17 protein-coding genes are annotated in these 21,460 nt (G+C 71.5%); 6 read left to right on the forward strand and 11 right to left on the reverse strand.

Translation table 11 applies throughout. From position 1 onward, the window contains the following. Positions 1–41 precede the first annotated feature (41 nt). Positions 42–2,210: a PBP1A family penicillin-binding protein gene (locus H6693_04165; protein ID MCB9515362.1), complete on the forward strand. Its 2,169-nt coding sequence runs from the start codon at positions 42–44 to the stop codon at positions 2,208–2,210. Here the strand turns inward: H6693_04165 and H6693_04170 are convergent. From H6693_04170 to H6693_04195, 6 genes are all read right to left on the reverse strand, one after another. Continuing rightward, a complete protein-coding gene (locus tag H6693_04170; protein ID MCB9515363.1) occupies positions 2,207–3,565 on the reverse strand; it encodes a thymidine phosphorylase in 1,359 nt (452 codons plus the stop codon). The genes H6693_04165 and H6693_04170 overlap by 4 nt on opposite strands. Next, the gene (gene cdd, locus H6693_04175) at positions 3,562–3,975 is read right to left on the reverse strand and encodes a cytidine deaminase (GenBank protein MCB9515364.1); all 414 of its coding nucleotides are present in this window, start codon (positions 3,973–3,975) and stop codon (positions 3,562–3,564) included. Before cdd ends, H6693_04170 begins: the two co-directional genes overlap by 4 nt. Further along, positions 3,972–5,171, reverse strand: a complete 1,200-nt coding sequence (locus H6693_04180; protein MCB9515365.1) for a phosphopentomutase — start codon at positions 5,169–5,171, stop codon at positions 3,972–3,974. Before H6693_04180 ends, cdd begins: the two co-directional genes overlap by 4 nt. Beyond that, a complete protein-coding gene (locus H6693_04185) occupies positions 5,168–6,130 on the reverse strand; it encodes an HD domain-containing protein (GenBank protein ID MCB9515366.1) in 963 nt (320 codons plus the stop codon). Before H6693_04185 ends, H6693_04180 begins: the two co-directional genes overlap by 4 nt. Before the next feature lie 12 nt (positions 6,131–6,142). Further along, a complete protein-coding gene (gene ychF / locus H6693_04190) occupies positions 6,143–7,204 on the reverse strand; it encodes a redox-regulated ATPase YchF (protein ID MCB9515367.1) in 1,062 nt (353 codons plus the stop codon). Between the two features lie 74 nt (positions 7,205–7,278). Beyond that, positions 7,279–8,085, reverse strand: coding sequence for a hypothetical protein (locus H6693_04195; protein MCB9515368.1), 807 nt, complete (start codon positions 8,083–8,085; stop codon positions 7,279–7,281). Between the two features lie 233 nt (positions 8,086–8,318). Between H6693_04195 and H6693_04200 the strand changes: the two genes are divergently transcribed. The 4 genes from H6693_04200 to H6693_04215 all read left to right on the forward strand — a co-directional run bounded on the left by H6693_04200 (position 8,319) and on the right by H6693_04215 (position 14,629). Continuing rightward, complete coding sequence (locus H6693_04200; GenBank protein MCB9515369.1) at positions 8,319–11,822, forward strand: S8 family serine peptidase; 3,504 nt, start codon at positions 8,319–8,321, stop codon at positions 11,820–11,822. Between the two features lie 13 nt (positions 11,823–11,835). Next, complete coding sequence (locus H6693_04205) at positions 11,836–13,470, forward strand: GWxTD domain-containing protein (protein MCB9515370.1); 1,635 nt, start codon at positions 11,836–11,838, stop codon at positions 13,468–13,470. A gap of 77 nt (positions 13,471–13,547) precedes the next feature. Further along, positions 13,548–14,444, forward strand: coding sequence for a phosphate/phosphite/phosphonate ABC transporter substrate-binding protein (locus H6693_04210; GenBank protein MCB9515371.1), 897 nt, complete (start codon positions 13,548–13,550; stop codon positions 14,442–14,444). 11 nt (positions 14,445–14,455) lie between these two features. Beyond that, positions 14,456–14,629, forward strand: a complete 174-nt coding sequence (locus tag H6693_04215) for a hypothetical protein (protein ID MCB9515372.1) — start codon at positions 14,456–14,458, stop codon at positions 14,627–14,629. A 1-nt stretch (position 14,630) separates the two neighbouring features. On the opposite strand, the gene H6693_04220 is transcribed toward H6693_04215, so the two are convergent. The 5 genes from H6693_04220 to H6693_04240 all read right to left on the reverse strand — a co-directional run bounded on the left by H6693_04220 (position 14,631) and on the right by H6693_04240 (position 20,456). Next, positions 14,631–14,912 carry an acylphosphatase gene (locus H6693_04220; protein ID MCB9515373.1) on the reverse strand — a complete coding sequence of 94 codons (282 nt, stop codon included), beginning with the start codon at positions 14,910–14,912 and terminating at the stop codon, positions 14,631–14,633. A gap of 75 nt (positions 14,913–14,987) precedes the next feature. After that, positions 14,988–16,352 carry a class I SAM-dependent RNA methyltransferase gene (locus tag H6693_04225; GenBank protein MCB9515374.1) on the reverse strand — a complete coding sequence of 455 codons (1,365 nt, stop codon included), beginning with the start codon at positions 16,350–16,352 and terminating at the stop codon, positions 14,988–14,990. A gap of 86 nt (positions 16,353–16,438) precedes the next feature. Beyond that, the gene (locus H6693_04230) at positions 16,439–18,760 is read right to left on the reverse strand and encodes an NADP-dependent malic enzyme (GenBank protein MCB9515375.1); all 2,322 of its coding nucleotides are present in this window, start codon (positions 18,758–18,760) and stop codon (positions 16,439–16,441) included. Positions 18,761–18,891: 131 nt separating this feature from the next. Continuing rightward, positions 18,892–19,452 carry an elongation factor P gene (gene efp / locus H6693_04235; GenBank protein ID MCB9515376.1) on the reverse strand — a complete coding sequence of 187 codons (561 nt, stop codon included), beginning with the start codon at positions 19,450–19,452 and terminating at the stop codon, positions 18,892–18,894. 80 nt (positions 19,453–19,532) lie between these two features. Next, positions 19,533–20,456 (reverse strand): histone deacetylase, encoded by a 924-nt coding sequence (locus H6693_04240; protein MCB9515377.1) that lies wholly within the window; start codon positions 20,454–20,456, stop codon positions 19,533–19,535. Between the two features lie 188 nt (positions 20,457–20,644). Here H6693_04240 and H6693_04245 point away from each other — a divergent pair, with 188 nt between their 5' ends. Continuing rightward, entirely contained in the window at positions 20,645–21,460 is an 816-nt protein-coding gene (locus H6693_04245; protein ID MCB9515378.1) for an SDR family oxidoreductase, read from the forward strand.

Genomic DNA, 21,460 nt, shown 5'->3' on the forward strand with positions numbered 1-21,460 from the left:
CCGTTGACAAGGGATTTCAGGTCACCTAAGGTCTGCTGCCGATGACGACACGCTCCACTCTTTCGCCGGCCCGTCTTCTCGACTCCCTGCGGCGCTGGCGCTGGCGCCTCATCCTGCGCTGGGGAGTCGCCGCCCTGTGCTTCGGCCTGGGCGTCCTCATCGCCGGGGTCGCCTGGCTCTCCCGCGACCTGCCCTCCACCACCCGACTCCAGATGATCACCCAGAGCCTGAAGACCCAGGTGCTGGACTTGAACGGGGACGTCTACGGCTCCTACGGCATCGAGAACCGTGTGGCGATTCCGCTGGACGAGATGCCGCGCGACCTGATCAACGCCGTGCTGTCGGTGGAGGACCGCCGCTTCTACGAGCACTGGGGCCTGGACATCCTGCGCTGGCCGAAGGTGCTGCTCACCGACATCAAGATCCGGCTGCGCAGCCGCAGCGCGCCGCTGCAAGGCGCCAGCACGCTGACCCAGCAGCTGGCGAGGGATCTCTTCCTGACCAAGGATCAGCGGATCGAGCGCAAGCTCAAGGAGATGATCCTCACGCTCAAGATCGAGCGCGCCTACTCGAAGGACGAGATCCTGACGATGTACCTCAACCAGGTCTACTTCGGCGCCGGCGCCTACGGCGTCGAGGCGATCTCGAGGACCCTCTTCGACAAGCCCACCTCCGAGCTCGATCTCGTCCAGTGCGCGCTCGTCGCCGGCATGCCCAAGAACCCCTGGGCCTACAATCCCCTCCGCTTCCCCGAGCGCGCCACGCAGCGCCGCAACCTCGCCCTGGCCATGATGGCCGACAACGGCTGCGTGGACCCCGCCGCGCTGGACTCGCTGCAGGCGCTGCCGCTGGAGGTCGAGGAGCACAAGCCCGAGCGGCGCAGCGGCAGCTACTACCTCGAGTACGTCCGCCAGTATCTCGAAGACCGCTACGGCTCCGACCGCCTCTATCGCGACGGCCTCACCGTGGAGACCACCATCGACCCCCGCGCGCAGCGCGTCGCCGAGGAGGAGATGGAGAAGTACGTGCGCTACCTCGAGGAGCGCATGCGCTACGAGCACACCTACGCCAACGTCTCCGCGCGCATCGACTCGGGCGAGGTCGTGCCCGCCGCCGAGCAGTACCTGCAGTCCAGCGTGCTCGTGCTCGAGCCGGAGACCGGCGCGATCCGCGCCATGGTCGGCGGACGCGACTTCACGCAGAGCGAGTTCAACCGCGCCACGCAGGCGCCGCGGCAGCCCGGCAGCGCCTTCAAGCTCTTCGTCTACCTGGCGGCGCTGGAGAACGGCTTCGCGCCCAGCGACAAGATCATGGACACGCCGGTGTCCATCGACATCCCCGGCCAGTCCAAGCCCTACAAGCCCAAGAACCACTCCGGCAAGTTCCTCGGCGAAATCACGCTGCGCGAGGCGCTGAACAAGTCGATCAACATCCCCGCGGTGAAGCTCGTGGACCGCCTCGGCACGGTGACCGTCATCGACTACGCCCGCCGCCTCGGCATCGACAGCCCCCTGCCGCCGGTGATCTCGCTGGCCCTGGGTTCGGTGGAGGTGAACCTGCTCGAGCTCACCGGCGCCTACGCGACGGTGGCCGCCGGCGGCGTCCGCAGCGAGCCCTTCGCCGTGCGCCGCGTGGTGGACCGCTGGGGCCAGGTGCTCGAGGAGCACCAGCCGGAGCGGCACGAGGTCATCGATCCGCGCAGCGACTACCTGATCACCAGCATGCTCGAGACCGTCATCAGCCAGGGGACGGGCATCCGCGCGCGCAGTCTCGGCTTCCGCCACCCCGCCGCGGGCAAGACGGGCACCACCGACTACAACTTCGACGCCTGGTTCCTGGGCTTCACGAAGCAGTACGCCTGCGGCGTCTGGGTGGGCTTCGACGAGAAGAAGTCCATGGGCCGCTGGATGGAGGGCTCGCACGCGGCGCTGCCCATCTGGACCGAGGTCATGAAGCGCCTGCACGAGGATCTGCCCTCGCTGCCCTTCGAAGCGCCGGAGGGCATCGTGAAGGTGGCGGTGTGCACCGAGTCGGGGCTGCTGCCCACGCGCTACTGCCCGAACACGGTGCAGGAGGTGTTCATCGAGGGGCAGGAGCCCAGCCGTCTCTGCGACCGGCACTCGCCGGGCGAGTCGGCGCTCATGGGCGCGGGCCTGGACTTCAGGGAACTCGATCTGCGCAGTCAGGAAGAGGACCTGCCCGCCCCCTAGCGGCCCATGCCCCCCAGCAGCTCGGACAGCCGCCCGAGCGCGCGGAACCCCCGCTCGTCCTCCACCCCCAGCAGCGGCGCCGGCGCAGGCGCGGCCACGGGATCCGGCGTGAGCAGCGGTGCCAGCGCCTCGGCGCAGCGGGCCGCGCGCGACGCGTCGCTCGCCTCCACCCGCGCGATGGCCTGCCCCGCCCGCACGGAGGCGCCCCAGTCCTCCAGGAAGACGATGCCGGCCGCCGGGTCCACCGCATCCTCCGCGCGCGCGCGGCCCGCGCCCAGCGCCACGCAGAGCTCGCCGACGGCGCGCGCGTCCGGCGCGGGCAGCACGCCGTCCGCGGCCGCCCGCAGGGTTTCGGTCGCCGCGGGCGCGGGCAGCCCCGCGTCGTCCCGCGTGACGTCCATGCGCCCGCCCTGCGCCGCCAGCACCTCGGCGAAGCGCGCGAGCGCGCGGCCGTCGTCCAGCGCGGCGTCGCACTCGGCCGCCAGCGCGTTCGGGTCGCCGCCGCGCGCCAGCCGGAGCATGGGCACCGCCAGCGCCAGCACCAGTTCGCGGAGCGTCGCCGGGCCCTGCCCGCGCAGCAGCTGGATCGCCTCCAGCAGCTCGGGCCGATTGCCCACCGCGCGGCCGAGAGGCGCGTCCATGCGGGTGTAGACCACCTCGCAGCGCCGTCCGAAGGCGCCGGCGGTGTGCCGCAACGCCGCACCCAGCGCCCGCGCCGCCTCCAGGTCCGGCATGAACGCGCCGCGCCCGACCTTGAGATCGATCACCAGCGCCGACGGCCCGGCCGCGATCTTCTTGCTCAGGATCGAGCTCACGATCAGCGGCAGCGACTCCACCGTGCCGGTGACGTCCCGCAGGGCATAGAGCCGCCGATCCGCCGGCGCGATGCCCTCGCTCTGGCCGATGAAGGCGCAGCCAAGCGTCTCCACCAGGCGCCGAAAGCGCGCCGTGTCGAGGCGGGTCGCGAGCCCCGGCACCGACTCCAGCTTGTCCAGGGTGCCGCCGGTGAAGCCCAGGCCGCGGCCGCTGAGCATGGGCACCGCCGCGCCCAGGCACGCCACCAGCGGCGCGAGGACGAGGGAGAGCTTGTCGCCCACGCCGCCCGTGCTGTGCTTGTCCACCGTGGGACGCGGTAGCGTCGACCAGTCGTGCTGCTCGCCCGAGGCGGCCATGGCACGGGTCAGGGCGGTGGTCTCCGCCTCGGTCATCCCCTGGAAGACGATGGCCATGAGCAGCGCGCTGATCTGGTAGTCGGGGGCGCTGCCGTCGCTGACGGCGGCCACGAAGGCGTCGATGGCCGCCGCGGACAGCGCCTCGCCACGCCGCTTGGCCACGATGAGCGGCAGCAGGTTCACGCGTCGCGTCCGGGGCGGGGGAAGTCGAGGAAGGGATGCGGCAGGAACTCGCCAAGGCGGCGGCGCTGGACGTCGCCGTCCGCGTTCACGAGCAGCAGCGGCAGATCGCTGGCGAACTCGCGGAGCACCTGCAGGCATGCGCCGCAGGGGGGCACGAAGTCCGGCGCGTCCGTCGCGATGGCCAGGGCGCGCCACTCGCGCCGCCCGGTGAAGACCGCGCGCGCCACGGCGTTGCGCTCGGCGCAGACCGAGAGCCCCAGCGAGGCGTTCTCCAGGTTGGCCCCGCTGACGATCTCGCCGTCCGCACAGGCCAGCGCCGCCCCCACGCGAAAGCCCGAGTAGGGCGCGTGCGCGCCCTCGCGGGCGGCCAGGGCCGCCTCGGCGAGCGCGCGTTCGTCCACCGTGCTCACGCTTCGCCTCCCGCGTCATCGGTCGCCTGCAGGCGCGGCCAGAAGGACTCCCCCACGCCGAAGGGCGCGAGGCCGTAGGCCTCCGCCAGCGTCTCGGCCAGATCGCCGAAGCCGGGCCGCCGCCCCAGGTCCACCGCGCGTTCGAGACCGCGGTGCGCCACCAGCAGCGGCACGTATTCGCGCGTGTGGTCGCTGCCCGGTCCCGTGGGATCGTTGCCGTGGTCCGCCGTGATGACGACGTAGTCGGCCGGCCGCAGGGAGCCGAGGAACTCCGCGAGAGCACGGTCAAAGGCCAGCAGGCCCTCCGCGTAGCCCTCGGGGTCACGGCGGTGGCCCCAGAGCATGTCGAAGTCCACGAGGTTGAGCATCACCAGCCCTGGGCCTGAGGACTCCGCCTGCACCTCGGCCAGCCGCTCCATGCCCTCCGCGTTGCTCTTGCTGGGCAGATGGAGGCTGAAGCCGCGGCCGGCGAAGAGGTCCTTCACCTTGCCGATGCCCGCCACCGGCAACTCCGCGGCGCGGAGGCGGTCGAGCAGGGTCTCGCCCGGGGGCGGCAGGGAGAAGTCGCGGCGGCCGGAGGTCCGGCGGTAGCTGCCGGAGAGGCCGGCGAAGGGGCGCGCGATCACGCGGCTCACGCCGAGCTCGCCCTGCAGCATCGCCCTGGCCTCCTTGCAGAAGGCGTAGAGGCCGTCCAGGGGCAGCACGTCCTCGTGCGCGGCCACCTGGAAGACCGAGTCGGCCGAGGTGTAGACGATCAGCTTGCCGCTGGCCACGTGCTCGTCGCCCAGGCGCTCGATGATCTCGGTGCCCGACGCCGCCTCGTTGCCGAGGAAGCCGAAGCCCGTGCGCTCGCCGAGGGCGGCGAGGAAGTCGGCGGGGAAGCCGTCGGGAAAGAGCGGGAAGGGCTGCTCGAGGACCAGCCCCATCAGCTCCCAGTGGCCGGTGGTGCTGTCCTTGCCGCGGGACTTCTCGGCCATGCGGCCGTAGGCGCCGCGCACGGGGCGCGCGGCATCCATGCCCGCGAAGGGCTGCACGCGCCCCAGCCCCAGGCCCTCGAGGGTGGGCAGCGACACGCCGCCCACCGCCTCGGCCAGGTTGGCGAGCGTGTTGCGGCCGTGGTCGCCGAACTCCCGGCTGTCGGGCAGATCGCCCACGCCGAGGCCGTCGAGGATGATCAGAAAGACGCGGGGCGTCACTCCTCGTGCCCCCCCATGTAGAGGTTGCGGCCCAGGAGCTTGTTGACGCCCGTCCAGTTGCTGTCGCCCATGGTCTCGCGCCCCTCGCGCAGCACGCGGGCGTAGCCGTCGATCTGCGCGTCCAGGTTGTCGATGTGGTGGAAGACGATCGCCTCGATCGTCTTCGGCAGCTTGGGGCTGCCGAACTCGTGGGTGCCCTGGTGGCTCACGATGAGGTGCTTCAGACGGTAGACCGTCTCCCTGCTCAGCTCGGAGTGCCGCGGCAGGAACTCGTCGAGGATCTCCACGCCCTGCACCACGTGCCCCACCAGCCTGCCCTCGGAGCTGTAGTCGATGGCCTTCTCGTACTCCATCTCGCGCACCTTGCCCAGGTCGTGCAGGTAGCAGGCGGCGAGGAGCAGGTCGCGGTCGAGCTCCTCGTAGAGCGCGCTGACCGCCATCACGATGCGGCTCAGCTTCACCGCGTGCTCCAGCAGCCCGCCCACGTAGGGATGGTGCCAGGTCTTGCCGGCCGGCGCGGCGCAGAAGCGCCAGTGCAGCTCGGGGTCCTCGAACATCGCCGTGAGCAGCGCCCGCAGCTGCGGATCCCCGATGTCGCCGAGGCGGTCGCGCCACTCGTCCTTCAGCGCCTCGCGGTCCATGGGCGTCACGGGCAGGAACTCCGCCAGGTCGAAGTGCGAGCCGTCCACCGTCTCCACGTGGCGGACGCGCACCTGCAGCATGTCGCGGTAGTCCTGCAGCTCGCCGATCACGCGCACGAAGCGGCCTTGTTCCACCCGGCCGTAGACCTCCTGGGCGCCCTCCCAGAGGATGCCGCCCAGGTTGCCGCTGTTGTCGCTGAACTGGAAGAGCACGAAGCGGCTGCCGTCGGGGTTCTTCTTGAGCAGCTTGCGCTTCAGGATGTAGATGCTGTCGACCTGCTGCCCCGCGCGCAGGCTGCTCACCGGTTCTCGTCGCATGTCGGCTCCGATCTAGACGTTGAAGCGAATGTTGAGGATGTCCCCGTCGGCCACCGGGTACTCCTTCCCCTCCAGTCGCAGGGCGCCCTGCTTGCGCGCCTCGGCCAGGGTGCCGACCTCGAGGAAGCGCTCGTAGGCGATGACCTCCGCGCGGATGAAGCCGCGCTCGAGATCGCTGTGGATCTTGCCCGCGGCGCGGACCGCCGCCAGACCGCGCGCGATGGTCCAGGCGCGCACCTCGTCCTCGCCCACCGTGAAGAAGGACGCCAGCTCCAGCAGATCGTAGCAGGTGCGGATGAAGCGGTCACGTCCGGGCTCGGTGACGCCGAGATCCGCCAGGAAGGCCTCGCGGTCCTCGGCGGCGAGCTGGGTGATCTCCCACTCGCTCTGCGCGTCCAGGGCCAGTGCGGCCAGGCCGCCGGCCGTGGCCAGCGCGTCCAGGCCCGCCAGGGTCTTCGCGTCCGGCGCGGCGTCGGTGTTGGCCAGCAGGACCATCGGCGGCCGGCTGAGGAACTGGTAGCCCCGCAGCAGGCCCTCCTCGTGCTCGTCCAGGCTGACCAGGCGCAGCGGCGTCTCCTCGTTCAGCGCGGCCTCGAGCCGCTCCATCACCGCCAGCTCGCCGGCCAGTTCCTTGCGCCCCTTGGCCAGGTCCACCCTGACCTTTTCCAGGCGGCGCTCCACGAGCAGCAGGTCCGTGAGGATCAGCTCCTGCTCCAGCGCCCGCGCGTCTCGCAGCGGGTCGGCGCCCTCCCCGTCCTCGAGGTCGTCGCCGGCGAAGCCGCGCAGCACGTGGACGAGCAGGTCCACGTTGCGCATCTCGCCGAGCCGCTCGGAGGGGATGCCCCCGCGTCCCACCTCGAAGGCGGGCAGGTCGAGGAACTCGATCTCCGCGTAGGTGGTCTTCTTGGGAGCGAAGATCGCCGAGAGACGGTCGATGCGGGGGTCGGGCACCTTGATGGTGGCGAGGTGCGCCTCACGGCCGCCATAGCCGCCGGTGGCTTCGCCGCGGCCCGTCAGCAGATTGAAGACGGTGGTGCGACCGGCCCGCGGCAGGCCGATGAGTCCGATCTTCATCGTCGCCTCCGTGGACTATCGAGCGGGTACGGAAAAGCCCCGGTCCTGCGACCGGGGCTCGAAGGCGTCCAACGCTAGGCGTTGGTGATCATGTAGTTCTGGAAGCGGAAGATCTCCACGGTGATCGGCCCGACGAAGCCGGTCTCCTCCGCCTGGCTGCGGCGGTAGACCTCGCCCATGGGGCCGCCCACGCCGATCTGCCCGCCGGTGGCGAGCGCCGACTTCAGGAACAGCTCGCCGAAGCCCGTCACGCCCTCCATCTTGAAGCGGCCGAGGGGCGTCTCGAGATAGTAGGTGCCGATGCCGCTGACGTCCTCGTGGCCGAGGGTGCCGGTCAGCCAGATCTTCTCGCCCTGCTTGCCGTAGGCGCGCAGCATGGAGCGCTGGTCGGCGTCGCTCATGCGGCCGATCTCGGCGCCCAGATCGATGTAGGCGCTGCGGTCGAAGGAGGCGAAGTTCTGGTAGCTGGGAAAGACCGGCGCCTCGTCGGCGGTGACGAAGGACGTGTCCGCCCCGTCGATGACGTGCTCGAGCACCAGGTAGACGTCGGGATTCGTGCCCCACTCACGGCGGACACCCAGCTTGTAGCCGGGGTCGACGCTGGACAGCAGCGAGAGGTCGTCCGCGACCAGGAACTCCAGGCGATCCCCGTCGGCCAGCAGGGCGAGCTTGCCCTGGATCGCGAGGATCTTCGGCGAGGCGAGCTCGAACTTGAAGAGCTTGTTCGTGCTCTCCCCGCTCACGGCCTGCGTCACCGTGGCCGGCTCGTAGGGATTCTCGATCTTTTTCTTGCTGCAACCCGCCAGGGACATCGTCACGGGGACGAGTGCCAGCGCCAGCATGCGGACGGCGCGGCGGCCCGGGTCGGTCGTCATCTTCATGGACGAACTCCCTTCCAAAACTCTCGGTCTCTGTGATGAGGGGCAGTTTGGAGAAGCCGGCGAAAGATATCACCGGCCCCTGGGCGAGTCAACGCCTAAAGGACCGAAATCATGGAGGATCGGCGTCTTCGCGCCGCGTTCTCCGCTTTGAGCCGATCGCGCGCCTGGGTTATCTTGGCCGTGTCGGCCCCGGCGGGCCGCCGGTCCATCACGTCCAGCGCAGGAGCGTCCCCATGTCTCGAAACACGCGCAGTGCCGCCGCTCTACTCGTCCTGATCGGCCTCCTCGGGATCGCCGGGCCGGGCTCGGCCCTCACCCCCCTCGGGCCGGAGGCCACGCGCGCCGCGCTGGACGAGGTCTTCGCCGCCGCGCCCGGCCGCGTGGTGCCGGGCCTGCTCGAACTGCAGCTCGTGGCCGCACCGCCGAACCCATCGCGGGTGACCGCCGAGCGGCGCACCGGCGCCGCCGCGGTCGACGCCCTGCTCGCCCAGCACGGCCTGACCGCGCTCGACGGCCTCTTCTTCCAGCAGGCGCCGCCGGCCGGCTTCGGCGACTTCCGCGACCGCTTCTTCACCGCGCGGCTCGATCCGGCCGCGGACATCCGGGCGCTCTGCGACGCGCTGATGGCCCTGCCCCAGGTGGCGAGCGCCTGGCCGGTGCTCCGCTGCGCGGTGACGCGCAGCCCGGTGGACATCGTCACGCCCAACGATCCCAACTTCGGCGCCCAGTACTACCTGATCACCAACGGCGGCGTCGGCACCCTGCGGGCCAAGGGCGCCTGGGGCCACAGCCTCGGCGACAGCAGCGTGGTCGTGGCCGTCTGCGACACGGGCGTCGACCTCGACCATCCCGACCTCGCGGGCACGGGGCCCGGCTACCTCGACGGCAACCTGAGCACCGACTACAGCGAGCTGAACGGCATCCCCGGGGTGGACGACGACGGCAACGGCTACGCGGACGACTGGCGCGGCTGGGACTTCGTCAACGTGGGCTCCGGCCCCTACGCCGGCGAGGACTACGCGGGGGAGGACAACGACCCCAACGACTTCCAGGGCCACGGCACCAGCTGCGCGGGCTGCGTGAGCGCGATCGCGAACAACGGCGTCGGCATCGCGTCCATCGGCTGGTCGATCCGCGTGCTGCCCGTGCGCATCGGCTTCGCGGTGGAGGACGGCGAAGGCGGCATGACCGCCGTCTCCTACTCCACCTACATGGCCAGCGCGTTCAACTACGCCCGCGTCAAGGGCGTGCAGGTGATCAACCTCAGCTACGGCTCGAGCTACACGCCGGGCCTGCAGAGCGCCGTCAACGCCTGCCAGAGCGCCGGCGTGCTGATGGCCGTCTCGGCCGGCAACGACAACTCCAGCGTGGCGGACTTCCTCGGCGGCACGGGCCAGTGCGTCGACGTGGCCGCCACCGACATCGCCGACGGCAAGGCGAGCTTCTCGAACTACGGCACCTGGGTGGACGTCTGCGCGCCGGGCGTCGCCATCATGACCACGGCGATCGACGGCTACGTCTCCACCCAGGGCACCTCGTTCTCGAGCCCCATCACCGCGGGCCTCATGGCCCAGATCTACTGGACGCTCTTCGCCGGCCAGCGCAGCAGCGCCAACGCGGCCGCGGTGTTCGCGCGCCTCACCGAGACCTGCGACGACATCGACGCGCTGAACCCGGGCTACGGCGGCCTGCTCGGCGCCGGCCGCATCAACGGCTTCCAGGCCCTGGGCGGCGGGAGCTTCTTCGCCTTCCCCGAGGAGTTCGCCACGTTGCCCGAGGCCATCGACTTCGCGCTCGCGGGCGACACGATCGCGGTGCGCGGATCGGTGGTCGCGACGGTCGGCATCGTGAGTCCCGACAAGGAGCTCGCGCTCCTCGGCGGCTGGAGCGAGGACTACGAGACGCGCGATCCCGCCGGCGCGCCCAGCACCCTGCAGGGCAACGGCATCCAGCCCCTGCTCGTGCTGGACCAGGCGGCCTTCGGCGCGGCCTGCGTCGTGGACGGCTTCCGCCTCGAGAACGGCGGCGGCGCCTCCGGCTACTACCCCGACCTCGGCCGCTACGGCGGCAATCTCCTGGTGAAGGCGGGCGCGCCGACGCTCAGCCACCTCACCTTCGCCGGCGCCAACCTGAGCGACGAGACCGTCTCCGGCGGCGGCGGCGCCTTCGTGGCGAACACGGCGGTCACCCTGAGCCAGTGCCGCTTCGAGGGCAACGCCGCGCTCCGCGGCGGCGGCCTCGGCCTCTACAACGCCACCGTGACCCTCGAGGGCTGCAGCTTCGAGGGCAACAGCGCCACCCACGAGATCGCCATCGACCGCCGGGGCGGCGCCGCGCACCTCGCCGGCAGCACCCTGCTGGGCGAGGCGACCTTCAGCGCCAACACGGCCGACGACAGCGGCGGCGCGCTCTACGTGGACGCGACGAGCGCGGTGGACCTCGCGGCCTCCAGCTTCACCGGCAATCTGGCGGGGCCTGGCGGCGGGGCCATCGAGGCCGTCGGCAGCGTGGTCTGCGACGGCTGCGGCTTCGCCGACAACAGCGCCCTCGCCGGCGGCGGCCTGCGCGCGAGCGGACCGCTCACGCTCGGCGACTGCGACTTCAGCGGCAACGGCGACCCGGCGACCACCAACTTCGGCGGCGCCATCCACGCGCTGGCCGGCGCCGTGCTCGACGTCCACAACTGCCGCTTCCGCGGCGACGAGGTCGCGATCCAGGGCGCGGCCTTCTACGCGGCGGGCGCGAGCGGCAGCTTCGTCAACTGCAGCGTGGACGGGGTGGCCAACACCTTCGCCGGCTGCGCGATCGCCTGCAACAACGCCCCCGTGGCCATCCGCAACAGCCAGTTCACCAACCTGGGCGGCGGCCCGCCGATCTTCGCCAGCGGCGCCTCGCTGCCCACGGCCGCCTACAACAACTTCTTCGGCAACGGCGGCAGCGGCGACTACCTCGGCTTCGCGAGCAGCGAGGGCGACACCCACGCCGACCCGCTCTACGCCGACCGGCCGGCCGGCGACCTGCATCTCCACTACGACTCGCCCGCCCTCGACAGCGGCGATCCGGCCCTCCTCGACGTGGACGGCGGCCGCAGCGACATCGGCGCCTACGGCGGACCCGCCGCCGCGGTGCTGCGCCCCGCGTCGCCCACGGGTCTCACCGTGGTCGCGGGCGGCCCGCGCGCCTGGTTCGTGGAGCTGGACTGGGACGACAACCTCGAGGCCGATCTGCTGGGCTACGCCGTCTACCGCGGCGACAGCGCGAGCTTCGCGCCGTCGGCGGCCAACCGGGTGGCCCTCGTGGACCCGGCCGCATCCACCTGGCGCGACGACGTGCCCGACGGCGAGACCACGTTCTACTACCGCGTCAGCGCCTACGACATGGGCGCCTACGGCAGCGGCTACAGCGGCGTCGCCAGCGGCATCGGGCAGAACGACACGCCCGTCGACGACGCGCTGCCCGTCCGCTTCGCGCTCGCCGGCGCCTTCCCGAACCCGTTCAACCCCAGCACGCGCGTGGACTTCGCCCTGCCGGCGGACGCGCCGGTGCGGGTGGAGATCATCGACGCCTCGGGCCGGCGGCTGCGCGAGGAGTTCCTCGGGCGCCTGGACGCGGGCGAGCACTCCTGGACCTGGGACGGCCGAGACGGACACGGGCACTCGCTGGCCGCGGGCGTCTATAACCTGCGCGTGACGGCGGGCCCGTGGTCGGACCGCCTCAAGCTGACCCTTCTCAAGTGAGGTCCACGCGCCGATGAGTCCGACCCTGCGCGCAGGCCGCTGGCTGCTGGCGACGTTCGCCGTGCTCTCGATCGCCGCCGCGGTCCGGGGGGCCGACGCCGTGGACCCCGCGACCCTGCCGGCGTGGAAGCGCTACGTCTGGCAGGACCTGGCGCCCATCCTGAGCCGGGGCGAGGAGTCCCGCCTCCTCGCCCAGCCCGACGCCGCCGCGCTGGACGACTGGGTCCGCCGCTTCTGGCTCGACAAGGACCCCACGCCGACCACGCCGGTCAACGAGCGGCGCGAGGAGCATCTCAAGCGCCTGGAGACCGCCCGCGCGCTGTATCCGGCGGACAACGCCATTGGACTCGACCAGCGCGGCAAGGACTACGTCCTCTTCGGCCCGCCCGACGAGACCAGCGAGATCGACGAGTGGTTCGACGAGACCGGCCACCACCCGGCGCGGCTCATCTGGATCTGGCTGCACCCGCCCATGCGCGCCACCTACGCCGACTGGAACCTCGACGGCGAGTGGGAACAGGCCTGGGACGAGACGCCGTCCTCCCGCCCGGACGTCTCCTACCGCCTCGAGCGCGCCGTGATGCAGGACAGCCAGGCCGAGGACGCGCAGCTCCTCACCGACCTACGCCAGAGCGATCCCCTGGCCTACCAGGACCTGATGCGGCAGCTCGCCGAGGGCGAGATCGTCAACATGCTCGAGATCAAGAACCAGAAGCTGCTCGCCGACCTCATGGGCAGCAAGTTCCGCAAGATGGAGGCGGCGTACCTGGAGAACCGGCGGGATCGCACGGACACCTACGTGCACGATTTCAAGGCCGAGCCGCTCTGGGCGGTCTTCGCGGTGGACTGCTTTCGCGGCGCCGATGGACGCAGCCGCGTCGAGCTGACCCACGAGGTGCGGCTCAACGATCTCGGCTTCGCCTACGACGAGGGACGCCAGGACTTCGCGGCCGCGCTGCTGCGGCGGGCCGTCTTCTACGACGCCGACGAGCGCGTCGCCGCGAGCGTGGAGGACCGCCAGCCCGTCTACGCGCAGTCCCTGGAGGACACGCGCCGCCCCCTGCTCCTGCCGGGCCTGGCGGCGGTGCAGCTGCGGCCCGGCGACTATCGCCTGGCGCTGCGGCTGGAGGACGAACGCACGCACCGGCTGCAGGTTTTCGACACGCGCGTGAGCGTGCCGGGCTTCCCGCCGGACAGCCTCCTGATCAGCGACGTCGCCTTCGCCAGCGGCCTCCAGCGCGGCGAGGCGCCCGCCCGCTTCGCGCACGGCGAATGGATCGTGACGCCCCATCCCCTCCACGCCTACGCCACCGACCGGAACATCCAGCTCTACTTCGAGGTCTATGGCCTCGCCACCGACGCCGACGGACTGAACGACTACACCGTCACCTACCGCATCCGGCCGAAGAACCCCGTGGTCAAGAGCTCCTGGCTCTGGACGCGGCAGGAGGCGGACGACGCCGAGGCGGGCAGCACCTTCGCCGACCGCCACGGCGGCGAGATGGCCCGCCATCCGCTCAGCATTCCCGCCGCCGAGTTCGCCGAGGACAGCTACGTGCTGGAGGTGGAGGTGCTCGACCGGGTCAGCGGCGCCAGCGCGCGCGGGCGCGGCCAGTTCAGCGTGCTGCCGCCCAGCGCGCTGCAGTAGTCCGCGCGTTGACAGCGGCGCGGGCCTGTGGCAGCCTGAACCTCATCCAGCCGCCATCGCCATCCGGGGAGGTCGCCATGGCCCGCCGCGCCGTCGTTCTCGCCCTGCTCGTTCTCCTGCTCCTGCCCGCGGTCGCGATCGCCACCCCCGGCGACGCCGACCAGCCGCTGCGCATCGGCTTCAACGGCGGCGACAGCCCGGGCATCATCCGCATCAAGTCCAACGCCTTCGCCGCCTTCCTCGAGGAGCGCACGGGGCTGCGCGCCACGCCGGTGATCGCCGAGAGCTACAGCCAGCTCATCCGCTCCATCGCCGAGGGCAAGGTGGACTTCGCCTTCCTGTCGCCGCTGGGCTACGTCACCGCCTCGCAGGTGGCGGACGCGCAGATCCTCCTGAAGTGCGTGCGCGGCGGTCAGCCCTACTACTGGAGCGTGATCCTGGTGCGGCGGGACAGCGGCATCAGGTCCCTGGGCGATCTCAAGGGCAAGCGCATCGCCTTCACGCACCTCGGCTCGACCTCCGGCTACGTGGTGCCCATGAGCGCGCTGCTGGGCGAGGGCATCGACCCCGACCACTTCTTCGCGGAGATCACCTACGCCGGCGGGCACAGCGCCGTGATCCGCGACATCCTCGCCGGCAAGGTCGACGCCGGCGCCACCTTCGCCGACGACCCCCAGGGCAAGGCCGGCGCCTGGACCGCCGAGGAGTTCATCAGCGCCGCCGAGGCCCGGCAGCTTCAGCCCATCTTCTTCTCGCCCCCCATTCCCGGAGACACCTTCACGGTCACGGCGCCCATGCTCACCGAGCACCCCGGCGTGGTGGCCAAGGTGAAGTCGGCGCTGCTCGCCATGGGCGACGACCACAGCGGCCACACCATCCTCAGCGACCTCTACAGCATCGACAGCCTGGTGGAGGGCGTGGACGCGGACTACGAGCCCGTGCGCGAGGCCTTCGCGGCCGTGCGCAACCGCTAGCGGTGGTGCCCGTGGAGGAGAAGGGCCGGGGGGCGCACTGCGTCTACTGCGGCGCGACCGAGGAGCTCGTGCCCGACGAGCATCTGCAGGAGCTGTGGTACTGCAGCGCCTGCCTGGCCCGGCGGGACGCGCATCAGGAACTCATCGACCACGGCCTCGACGACGAAGATCCCACCTACGAGTGAGCTAGCCGAAGCGGATCTCGAAGTCGCCCGGGCTGAAGCGCTCCTCGCCCGCGGCGTCGCCCCGCGCGACCGCCGTCACGACGGCGCCGGGCGGACCCTCCCGCAACCGGGCCTCGAGATTGGCCAGCGCCCGCGGCGTGCCCTCGGCCAGCACTTCCACCGAGCCGTCCGGGCGATTGGAGACCCAGCCGGCGAGACCGAGTCCGCGGGCCACCGTCCGCGCGAAGGCCCGGTAGCCCACGCCCTGCACGCGTCCGGTGATCGAGTAGCTTCTGCGTTCCATGGGTGTCGTCCGCCTTGCTGCGCGTGCGGGCATCCAAGCACGGACGCGGGCGCCGCGCAAGCGCAGACGCGAGCGCTAGGCCCGGGTGAGGCGGGCCAGCAGTTCCACGTGATGGGTCTGCGGGAAGAAGTCGAAGAGCTGGAGCTCGCGCAGCGCGAAGCCGCGGCCCACCCAGCCGCCCAGGTCGCGTGCGAAGCTCGCCGGGTGGCAGCTGACGGCGATGATCTCCTCCACGCCCAGCGGATCCAGCTGCGCCTCCAGCTCCGGAGCGCCCTGGCGCGGCGGATCGAGCAGAACCGTGCGGTACTTGCGTCCGTCGGCGGCCAGCTCGGGCAGCAGCTCCGCCACCTCGCCGGCGCGGAAGCGGGCGCGCGCGCAGCGCGCGTCGCGGGCCGACTTGCGGGCGCTGCGCAGGGCGCTGCGGCGCGTCTCCAGCCCGAGCACCTTGGCGCCGAGCAGCGCCAGCGGCAGGCTCAGGTTGCCCGCGCCGCAGAAGAGGTCCAGCACCCAGGGCTCGCCGCCGGGATCGAAGATGCCGAGCAGGGCGTCGAGCAGCTGGCGATTCGCGGCCCGGCTCGCCTGCACGAACTCCCCCGGCCGCGTGTAGAGCGGGTAGTCCAGGCGCTGGCCGCCGGGGGCGTCCAGCTGCACGCGCTCGAGCAGGAAGGGCGCGCCCTGGGCCTCGCGAAGCGTGTGGCCCTCGGCGTCCCGCAGCGCGACGTGCACGGCCCCCACGCCCGGCGGACGCCAGTCGGCCAGGAGCGGCGGGAGGACGCGGCGCGCGGCGTCGTCCAGGGTGGCCAGCAGCTGCAGCTCCGGCGAGCCGCCGCCGGCGCCCTCCAGCAGGGTCAGCTCGAGCAGCGCGGCGGCCGGACGGACGAGGTTCCGCACGAGGGTCTCCCGCAGACTCGCCACCGCGTCGGCCAGCGGCGCCTCGAGCAGCAGGCAGCGCTCGTGGTCCACGAGACGGTGGCTGCCCCGGGCCAGGAAGCCCAGCTCGACGCGCCCGCCGCCCAGGCTCTGCAGGCGGTACTCCGCCCGGCGGCGGTAGCCGAGGCCGGGCGTCGGGGCCGGCAGGTCCACGGGCGGCAGCGCGGCGACGTCCAGCCCGGCGATGCGCGTGAGGGCGTCCAGCACGATGTCCCGGCGCGCCTCGCGCTGCAGCGCGTCATCGACCTGCTGCCACTGGCAGCCGCCGCAGTCGTCGGCCACCGGGCAGGGCGCGCTCCGGCGTCCGGGGCCGGGCTCCAGGATCTCGACGATCTCCGCCTTCGCCCAGCGCGCGCGGCGCTGACCCAGCCGCACGCGCAGGCGGTCGCCGGGCACGGCGCCGGCGACGAACACGGCCTGCCCCTCCAGCCGTCCCACGCCGTCGCCGCCGGCGGCAAGGCTCTCCACCTGCAGTTCCGGCAGGGCGGTCTCGGCGAGCGGGCGTTCCATGGCGCGTCTCCGTGGCAAGGGAAAGGGCCCGGGCGTGGCCCGGGCCCCGATGCTAGCCGGTCCGCGGCGTCGCCGCGACCTCTTTTCTAGGTGGCGTAGTTCAGCGCCTCGCGGAGCTGCTGCTCGCGGTGGGCCACCGTCTGGGCGTCCACCGTGGCGATCGCCGTGAGGTTGACGATGCTGCTCACGTCGCTGCCGCGCACGACCAGGTGGATGGGCTTGTCCATGCCCAGCATGATCGGGCCGTAGGTGTGGGCGCTGCTGAACTTCTGGAGCAGCTTGAGCGCGATGTTGCCCGCGTCCAGGTTGGGGAAGACCAGCAGGTTGGCCCGGCCCTTCAGCTCGGTGAAGGGGAAGTACTCGCGCAGCATCGCCTGGTCCAGGGCGACGTCGGCCTGCACGGGACCGTCGACGACCAGGTAGGGCCGCTGCTCCCTGATCAGCCGGACGGCCTCGGCGACCTTCTCCGTCTCGGGCTCGCGCACCGAGCCGAAGTTGGCGAAGGAGAGCATGGCGATGCGGGGCACGATGTGCAGGCGATCCAGCTCCGTGGCGGCGAGCAGGGCGATCTCCGCCAGATCCTCGGCCTTGGGCGCGATGTTCACCGAGCAGTCGGCCAAGCAGTAGAGCTTGTGCTCGTGGACCAGCATGTACATGCCCGCCACCAGTCGCCCGCCCTGCCGCGGTCCGATGATCTGCAGCGCCGGCTTCAGCACCTGCGGATAGTTCACGCTGACGCCCGCCACCATGCCGTCGGCATGGCCCTGCTTGACCATCATCGTGCCGAAGACGAAGTAGTCGCGCAGGTCGTGCTGCGCCCGCGACTGGGTAACGCCCTTGCGCTGACGCAGCTTGTAGTAGGCCTTGATGTACTCGTCCATCTGCGGAGAGCTCTTGGGTTCGACGATCTCCACGCCCTCGGCGTCGTGGTGCAGCTCCTCGAAGCGGCTGCGGATCTCGTCCGCGCGGCCGAGCAGCACCGGGCGCGCGATGCCCTCGCTGGCCACCTCGCTGGCAGCCCAGACCACCTTGGGATGCGTGCCCTCGGGGAAGACGATGCGCTTCGGATCGCGCCGCGCGAGCACGTGGAACTTGCGCATGACCTCGCGCGACCAGTCGAGGCGCTCGAGCAGGCGCTCGCGATACTCCTCGAGGTCGATGGGCTGCTGCGCCACGCCCGTGGCCATGGCGGCCTCGGCCACCGCGGAAGCCTCCCAGACCAGCACGCGCGGGTCGAAGGGCTTGGGGATGATGTACTCGGGCCCGAAGCTCAGCTCGCTGTCGTCGTAGGCGCGCTTCACCGACTCGGGCACTTCCTCCTTGGCCAGCCGGGCCAGTGCGTGCGCCGCCGCGAGCTTCATCTCCTCGTTGATGGCCGTGGCCTCCACGTCCAGCGCGCCGCGGAAGATGAAGGGAAAGCCGAGCACGTTGTTCACCTGGTTCGGATAGTCGCTGCGGCCCGTGGCCATGATGCAGTCCGGCCGCGCGGCCTTGGCCTCGGGATAGGTGATCTCGGGATCCGGGTTGGCCATGGCGAAGATGATGGGCTTGTCCCCCATCGACTTCACCATGTCGGCCGTCAGCGTGTCCTTCACCGAGACGCCGCAGAAGGCGTCGGCGCCCGCCATGGCGTCGGCCAGCGTGCGGGCCTTGGTCTCGCGGTAGTACTTGTCCTTGTACTTGTTCCGCCCCTCGTCGCCACGCCCCTTCCAGAGCACGCCCTTGCTGTCCACCATCAGCACGTTCTCGGGGCGCACGCCCAGCGACACGTAGAAGTTCGCGCAGGCGATGCCCGCCGCGCCGGCGCCGCTGAAGACCACCTTGATCTTGCTGATGTCCTTCTCCACCAGCTCCAGCGCGTTGATCAGCGCCGCGCCCGAGATGATGGCCGTGCCGTGCTGGTCGTCGTGGAAGACGGGGATGTTCATCTCGGCCTTGAGCCGCTCCTCGATCTCGAAGCACTCGGGGGCCTTGATGTCCTCGAGGTTGATGCCGCCGAAGGTGGGCTCCATGGCCCGGACCGCGGCGATCATCGCCTCGGGGTCGTTCTGGTCCAGCTCGATGTCGAAGACGTCGATGTCGGCGAAGCGCTTGAAGAGGACGCCCTTGCCCTCCATGACGGGCTTGCCCGCCAGCGCGCCGATGTTGCCGAGACCCAGCACCGCCGTGCCGTTGCTGATCACGGCGACGAGGTTGCCCTTGGCCGTGTACTGGCGGGCGAGGCGCGGGTCCTCCGCGATGTCGAGACAGGGCTGCGCCACGCCGGGAGTGTAGGCCAGGGAGAGATCGCGCTGGGTCACGCAGGGCTTGGTGGAGACGACCTCGATCTTGCCGCGGCGCTCGCCGCCGGCGTGGTAGTCCAGGGCCGCCTGCCGGAGGGCGTCCCGCTTGTCCCCGGAATCCGACATCGTGAGCCTCCTCAGCGGGTTGCGGCCGTTTCCGTCGACGTCGACAGTTATTCGGACCCGCAACTCTTGTCGACGACAAGAAAGCGCCCCCGCGGGGGTCTGTCAATGCCGTGTCTGGCGGAGGAAATGGCTCAGGCGCGCTCGAGGTACTTGCCGGTGGCGGTGTCCACCCGGATGCGCGTGCCGGAGCCCACGAAGCCCGGGACGGTGACCACCAGCCCGGTCTCGAGGGTGGCGGGCTTGGTCTGGGCGGTGGCCGTGGCGCCCTTCACCTCGGGGGGCGTCTCCACGATGGTCATCTCCACCACCTTCGGCAGATCGATGCCGAGCACGCGCCCCTCGAAGGACTGGACGTCCACGGTGGTGTTCTCCACGAGGTAGGGCAGCGCGTCGCTGATCAGGTCGCCGGGCATGTGGACCTGCTCGTAGGTCTCGTCGTCCATGAAGACGTAGTCGCTGCCGTCCTGGTAGCTGTAGGTCATCTTGCGGCTCAGGACGTCCACCTTCTCCACCTTGTCGGAGGACCCGTAGCGGACCTCCTTGTTGGTGCCGGTCTGCAGGTTCTTCATCTTCACCTGCACGTGGGCCGGCCCCTTGCCCGGGGTCACGTGGGTCATGTCGGCGACCCGGAACAGCTCACCGTCGACCTGGTGAACCTGGCCGGCGCGAATCTGGGTGGCGATGATCTTCATGGCACGTCCTCGTCCTGTCTCGGGCCGCCCCGGCCCTGGCGAGCGCGCAAGATAGCAGAGGGCCCAGGCCGCGGCAACCCCTAGCCGGCAAAGGACTCGAGCGTGGCCGCCACGGACTCGGTGAGCGAGCCCAGCTCGTAGCCGCCCTCCAGCGTGGCCACCAGGCGGCCGTCGCAGAGTTCGTCCGCCAGGGCGGCAAGGTGGGCCGTCAGCTTGCGGTAGCCCTCGGTGCTCATCTCGAGCTGGGCCAGGGGGTCGGCCGCGTGGGCGTCGTAGCCCGCGGAGACCAGCATGAAGTTCGGCTTGTAGTGCCGCAGCACCGTGGTCAGCTCCCCTTCGACCCAGTGCAGCACCTGCTCGTCGCCGCTGCCCGGGGTCAGCGGACGGTTCACCGTGAAGTCGAGGCCCGGACCCGCCCCCACCTCGTTGCGCCGCCCCGTGCCCGGGAAGAGCGGCGACTGGTGACAGCTCGCGTAGAGCACGGAGGGATCTTCCCAGAAGGCCTCCTGGGTGCCGTTGCCGTGGTGGACGTCGAAGTCTACGATGGCGACCTTGCCCGCCAGGCCCTCGTCCTGGAGCGCCCGGGCGGCCACGGCGACGTTGTTGAACAGGCAGAAGCCCATGGCGCGGCCGGGCTCGGCGTGGTGGCCCGGCGGGCGCACGGCGACGAAGGCGCGGCGCGCGTCGCCACGGGCCACGGCCCGCGCGGCCTCCGCGGTGGCGCCGGCGGCGCGGAGGGCGGCGTCCCAGCTGGCCGGCACCACCGGCGTGTCGGGGTCGAAGTAGCCGGGGCCCGCGGCACAGAGCGCGCGCACCCGCTGCAGGTGGCCGGCGGTGTGCACGGCCAGCAGCGTGTCCTCGGCGGCGGGCTCGGCCGCGCGGCTCCAGGGGAAGCGCTCGCGGTCCAGCCCCGCGAAGAGCCGCTCCAGGGCCGCGAGGCGGCCGGGCCGCTCCGGGTGTCCTCGCCCCGTGTCGTGGGCGAGCCCGCTGGGGTCGGTGAACAGGGCGACGCTGCCGCGCACGCTGGCCTCCACGGAAGCGAGGGAACCGCCCGGGAGCCCGGCAAGGGCGCGTCACGAGGCGGTGACGCCGAGCAGTATGCCACGGGCCGCCCCGCCGCGCCAGAGGACCCCGCGTTGACGTTTCCCGGCCCGCCGTGCTAATCCTGCCGCAACCCCCTCCGGAGGCGACGATGACCAGCCAACCCTCCAGCCTCAAGGGCCAGTGGGCCCTCATCCTCGGCGCGTCCAGCGGCTTTGGCGCGGCCAGCTCCCTGGCCCTGGCGCGGGCGGGCTGCAACGTGGCCGGCGTCCACCTGGACCGCAAGGCCACCCTGCCCAAGGTCCAGGCGCTGATCGCGGAGATCGAGGCGCTGGGCGTGAAGGCGCTCTTCTTCAACGTCAACGCCTCCAGCCAGGACAAGCGCGCCGAGGTCTTCGACGCGCTGCGCGGCGCCGGCGTCGAGCGCGTCAAAGTTCTGCTGCACAGCCTGGCCTTCGGCTCGCTGCTCCCCTTCTTCCCCGTGCCGGGGGGCGCGGAGGAGGAGGCCAAGTTCATGGGCCGCGACCGCATGGAGATGACCCTCGACGTCATGGCCCACAGCCTCGTCTACTGGACCCAGGAACTGCTGGACGCGGGGCTGCTGGGCGAGGGCGGGCGGATCTTCTCCATGACCTCGTCGGGCGGCGCGCGGGTGATGCCCAGCTACGGCGCGGTGAGCGCGGCCAAGGCGGCCCTGGAGAGCCACACGCGGCAGATGGCCATGGAGCTGGCGCCGCGGGGGATCACCGTGAACGCGCTGCGCGCGGGCGTCACCGACACCCCCGCCCTGCGCATGATCCCGGGCAACGCGCGGATCCTCGACATGGCCAGGGAGCGCAACCCCGCCGGTCGCCTCACCACCCCGGAGGACGTGGCCGGCGCCCTCGTCGCCCTCTCGGGGCCCGGCACCGACTGGATCACGGGCAACGTCATCGGCGTGGACGGCGGCGAGGACATCGTCGGCTGA

Source organism: Candidatus Latescibacterota bacterium (genome assembly GCA_020633725.1).
Lineage (GTDB): Bacteria > Krumholzibacteriota > Krumholzibacteriia > JACNKJ01 > JACNKJ01 > VGXI01.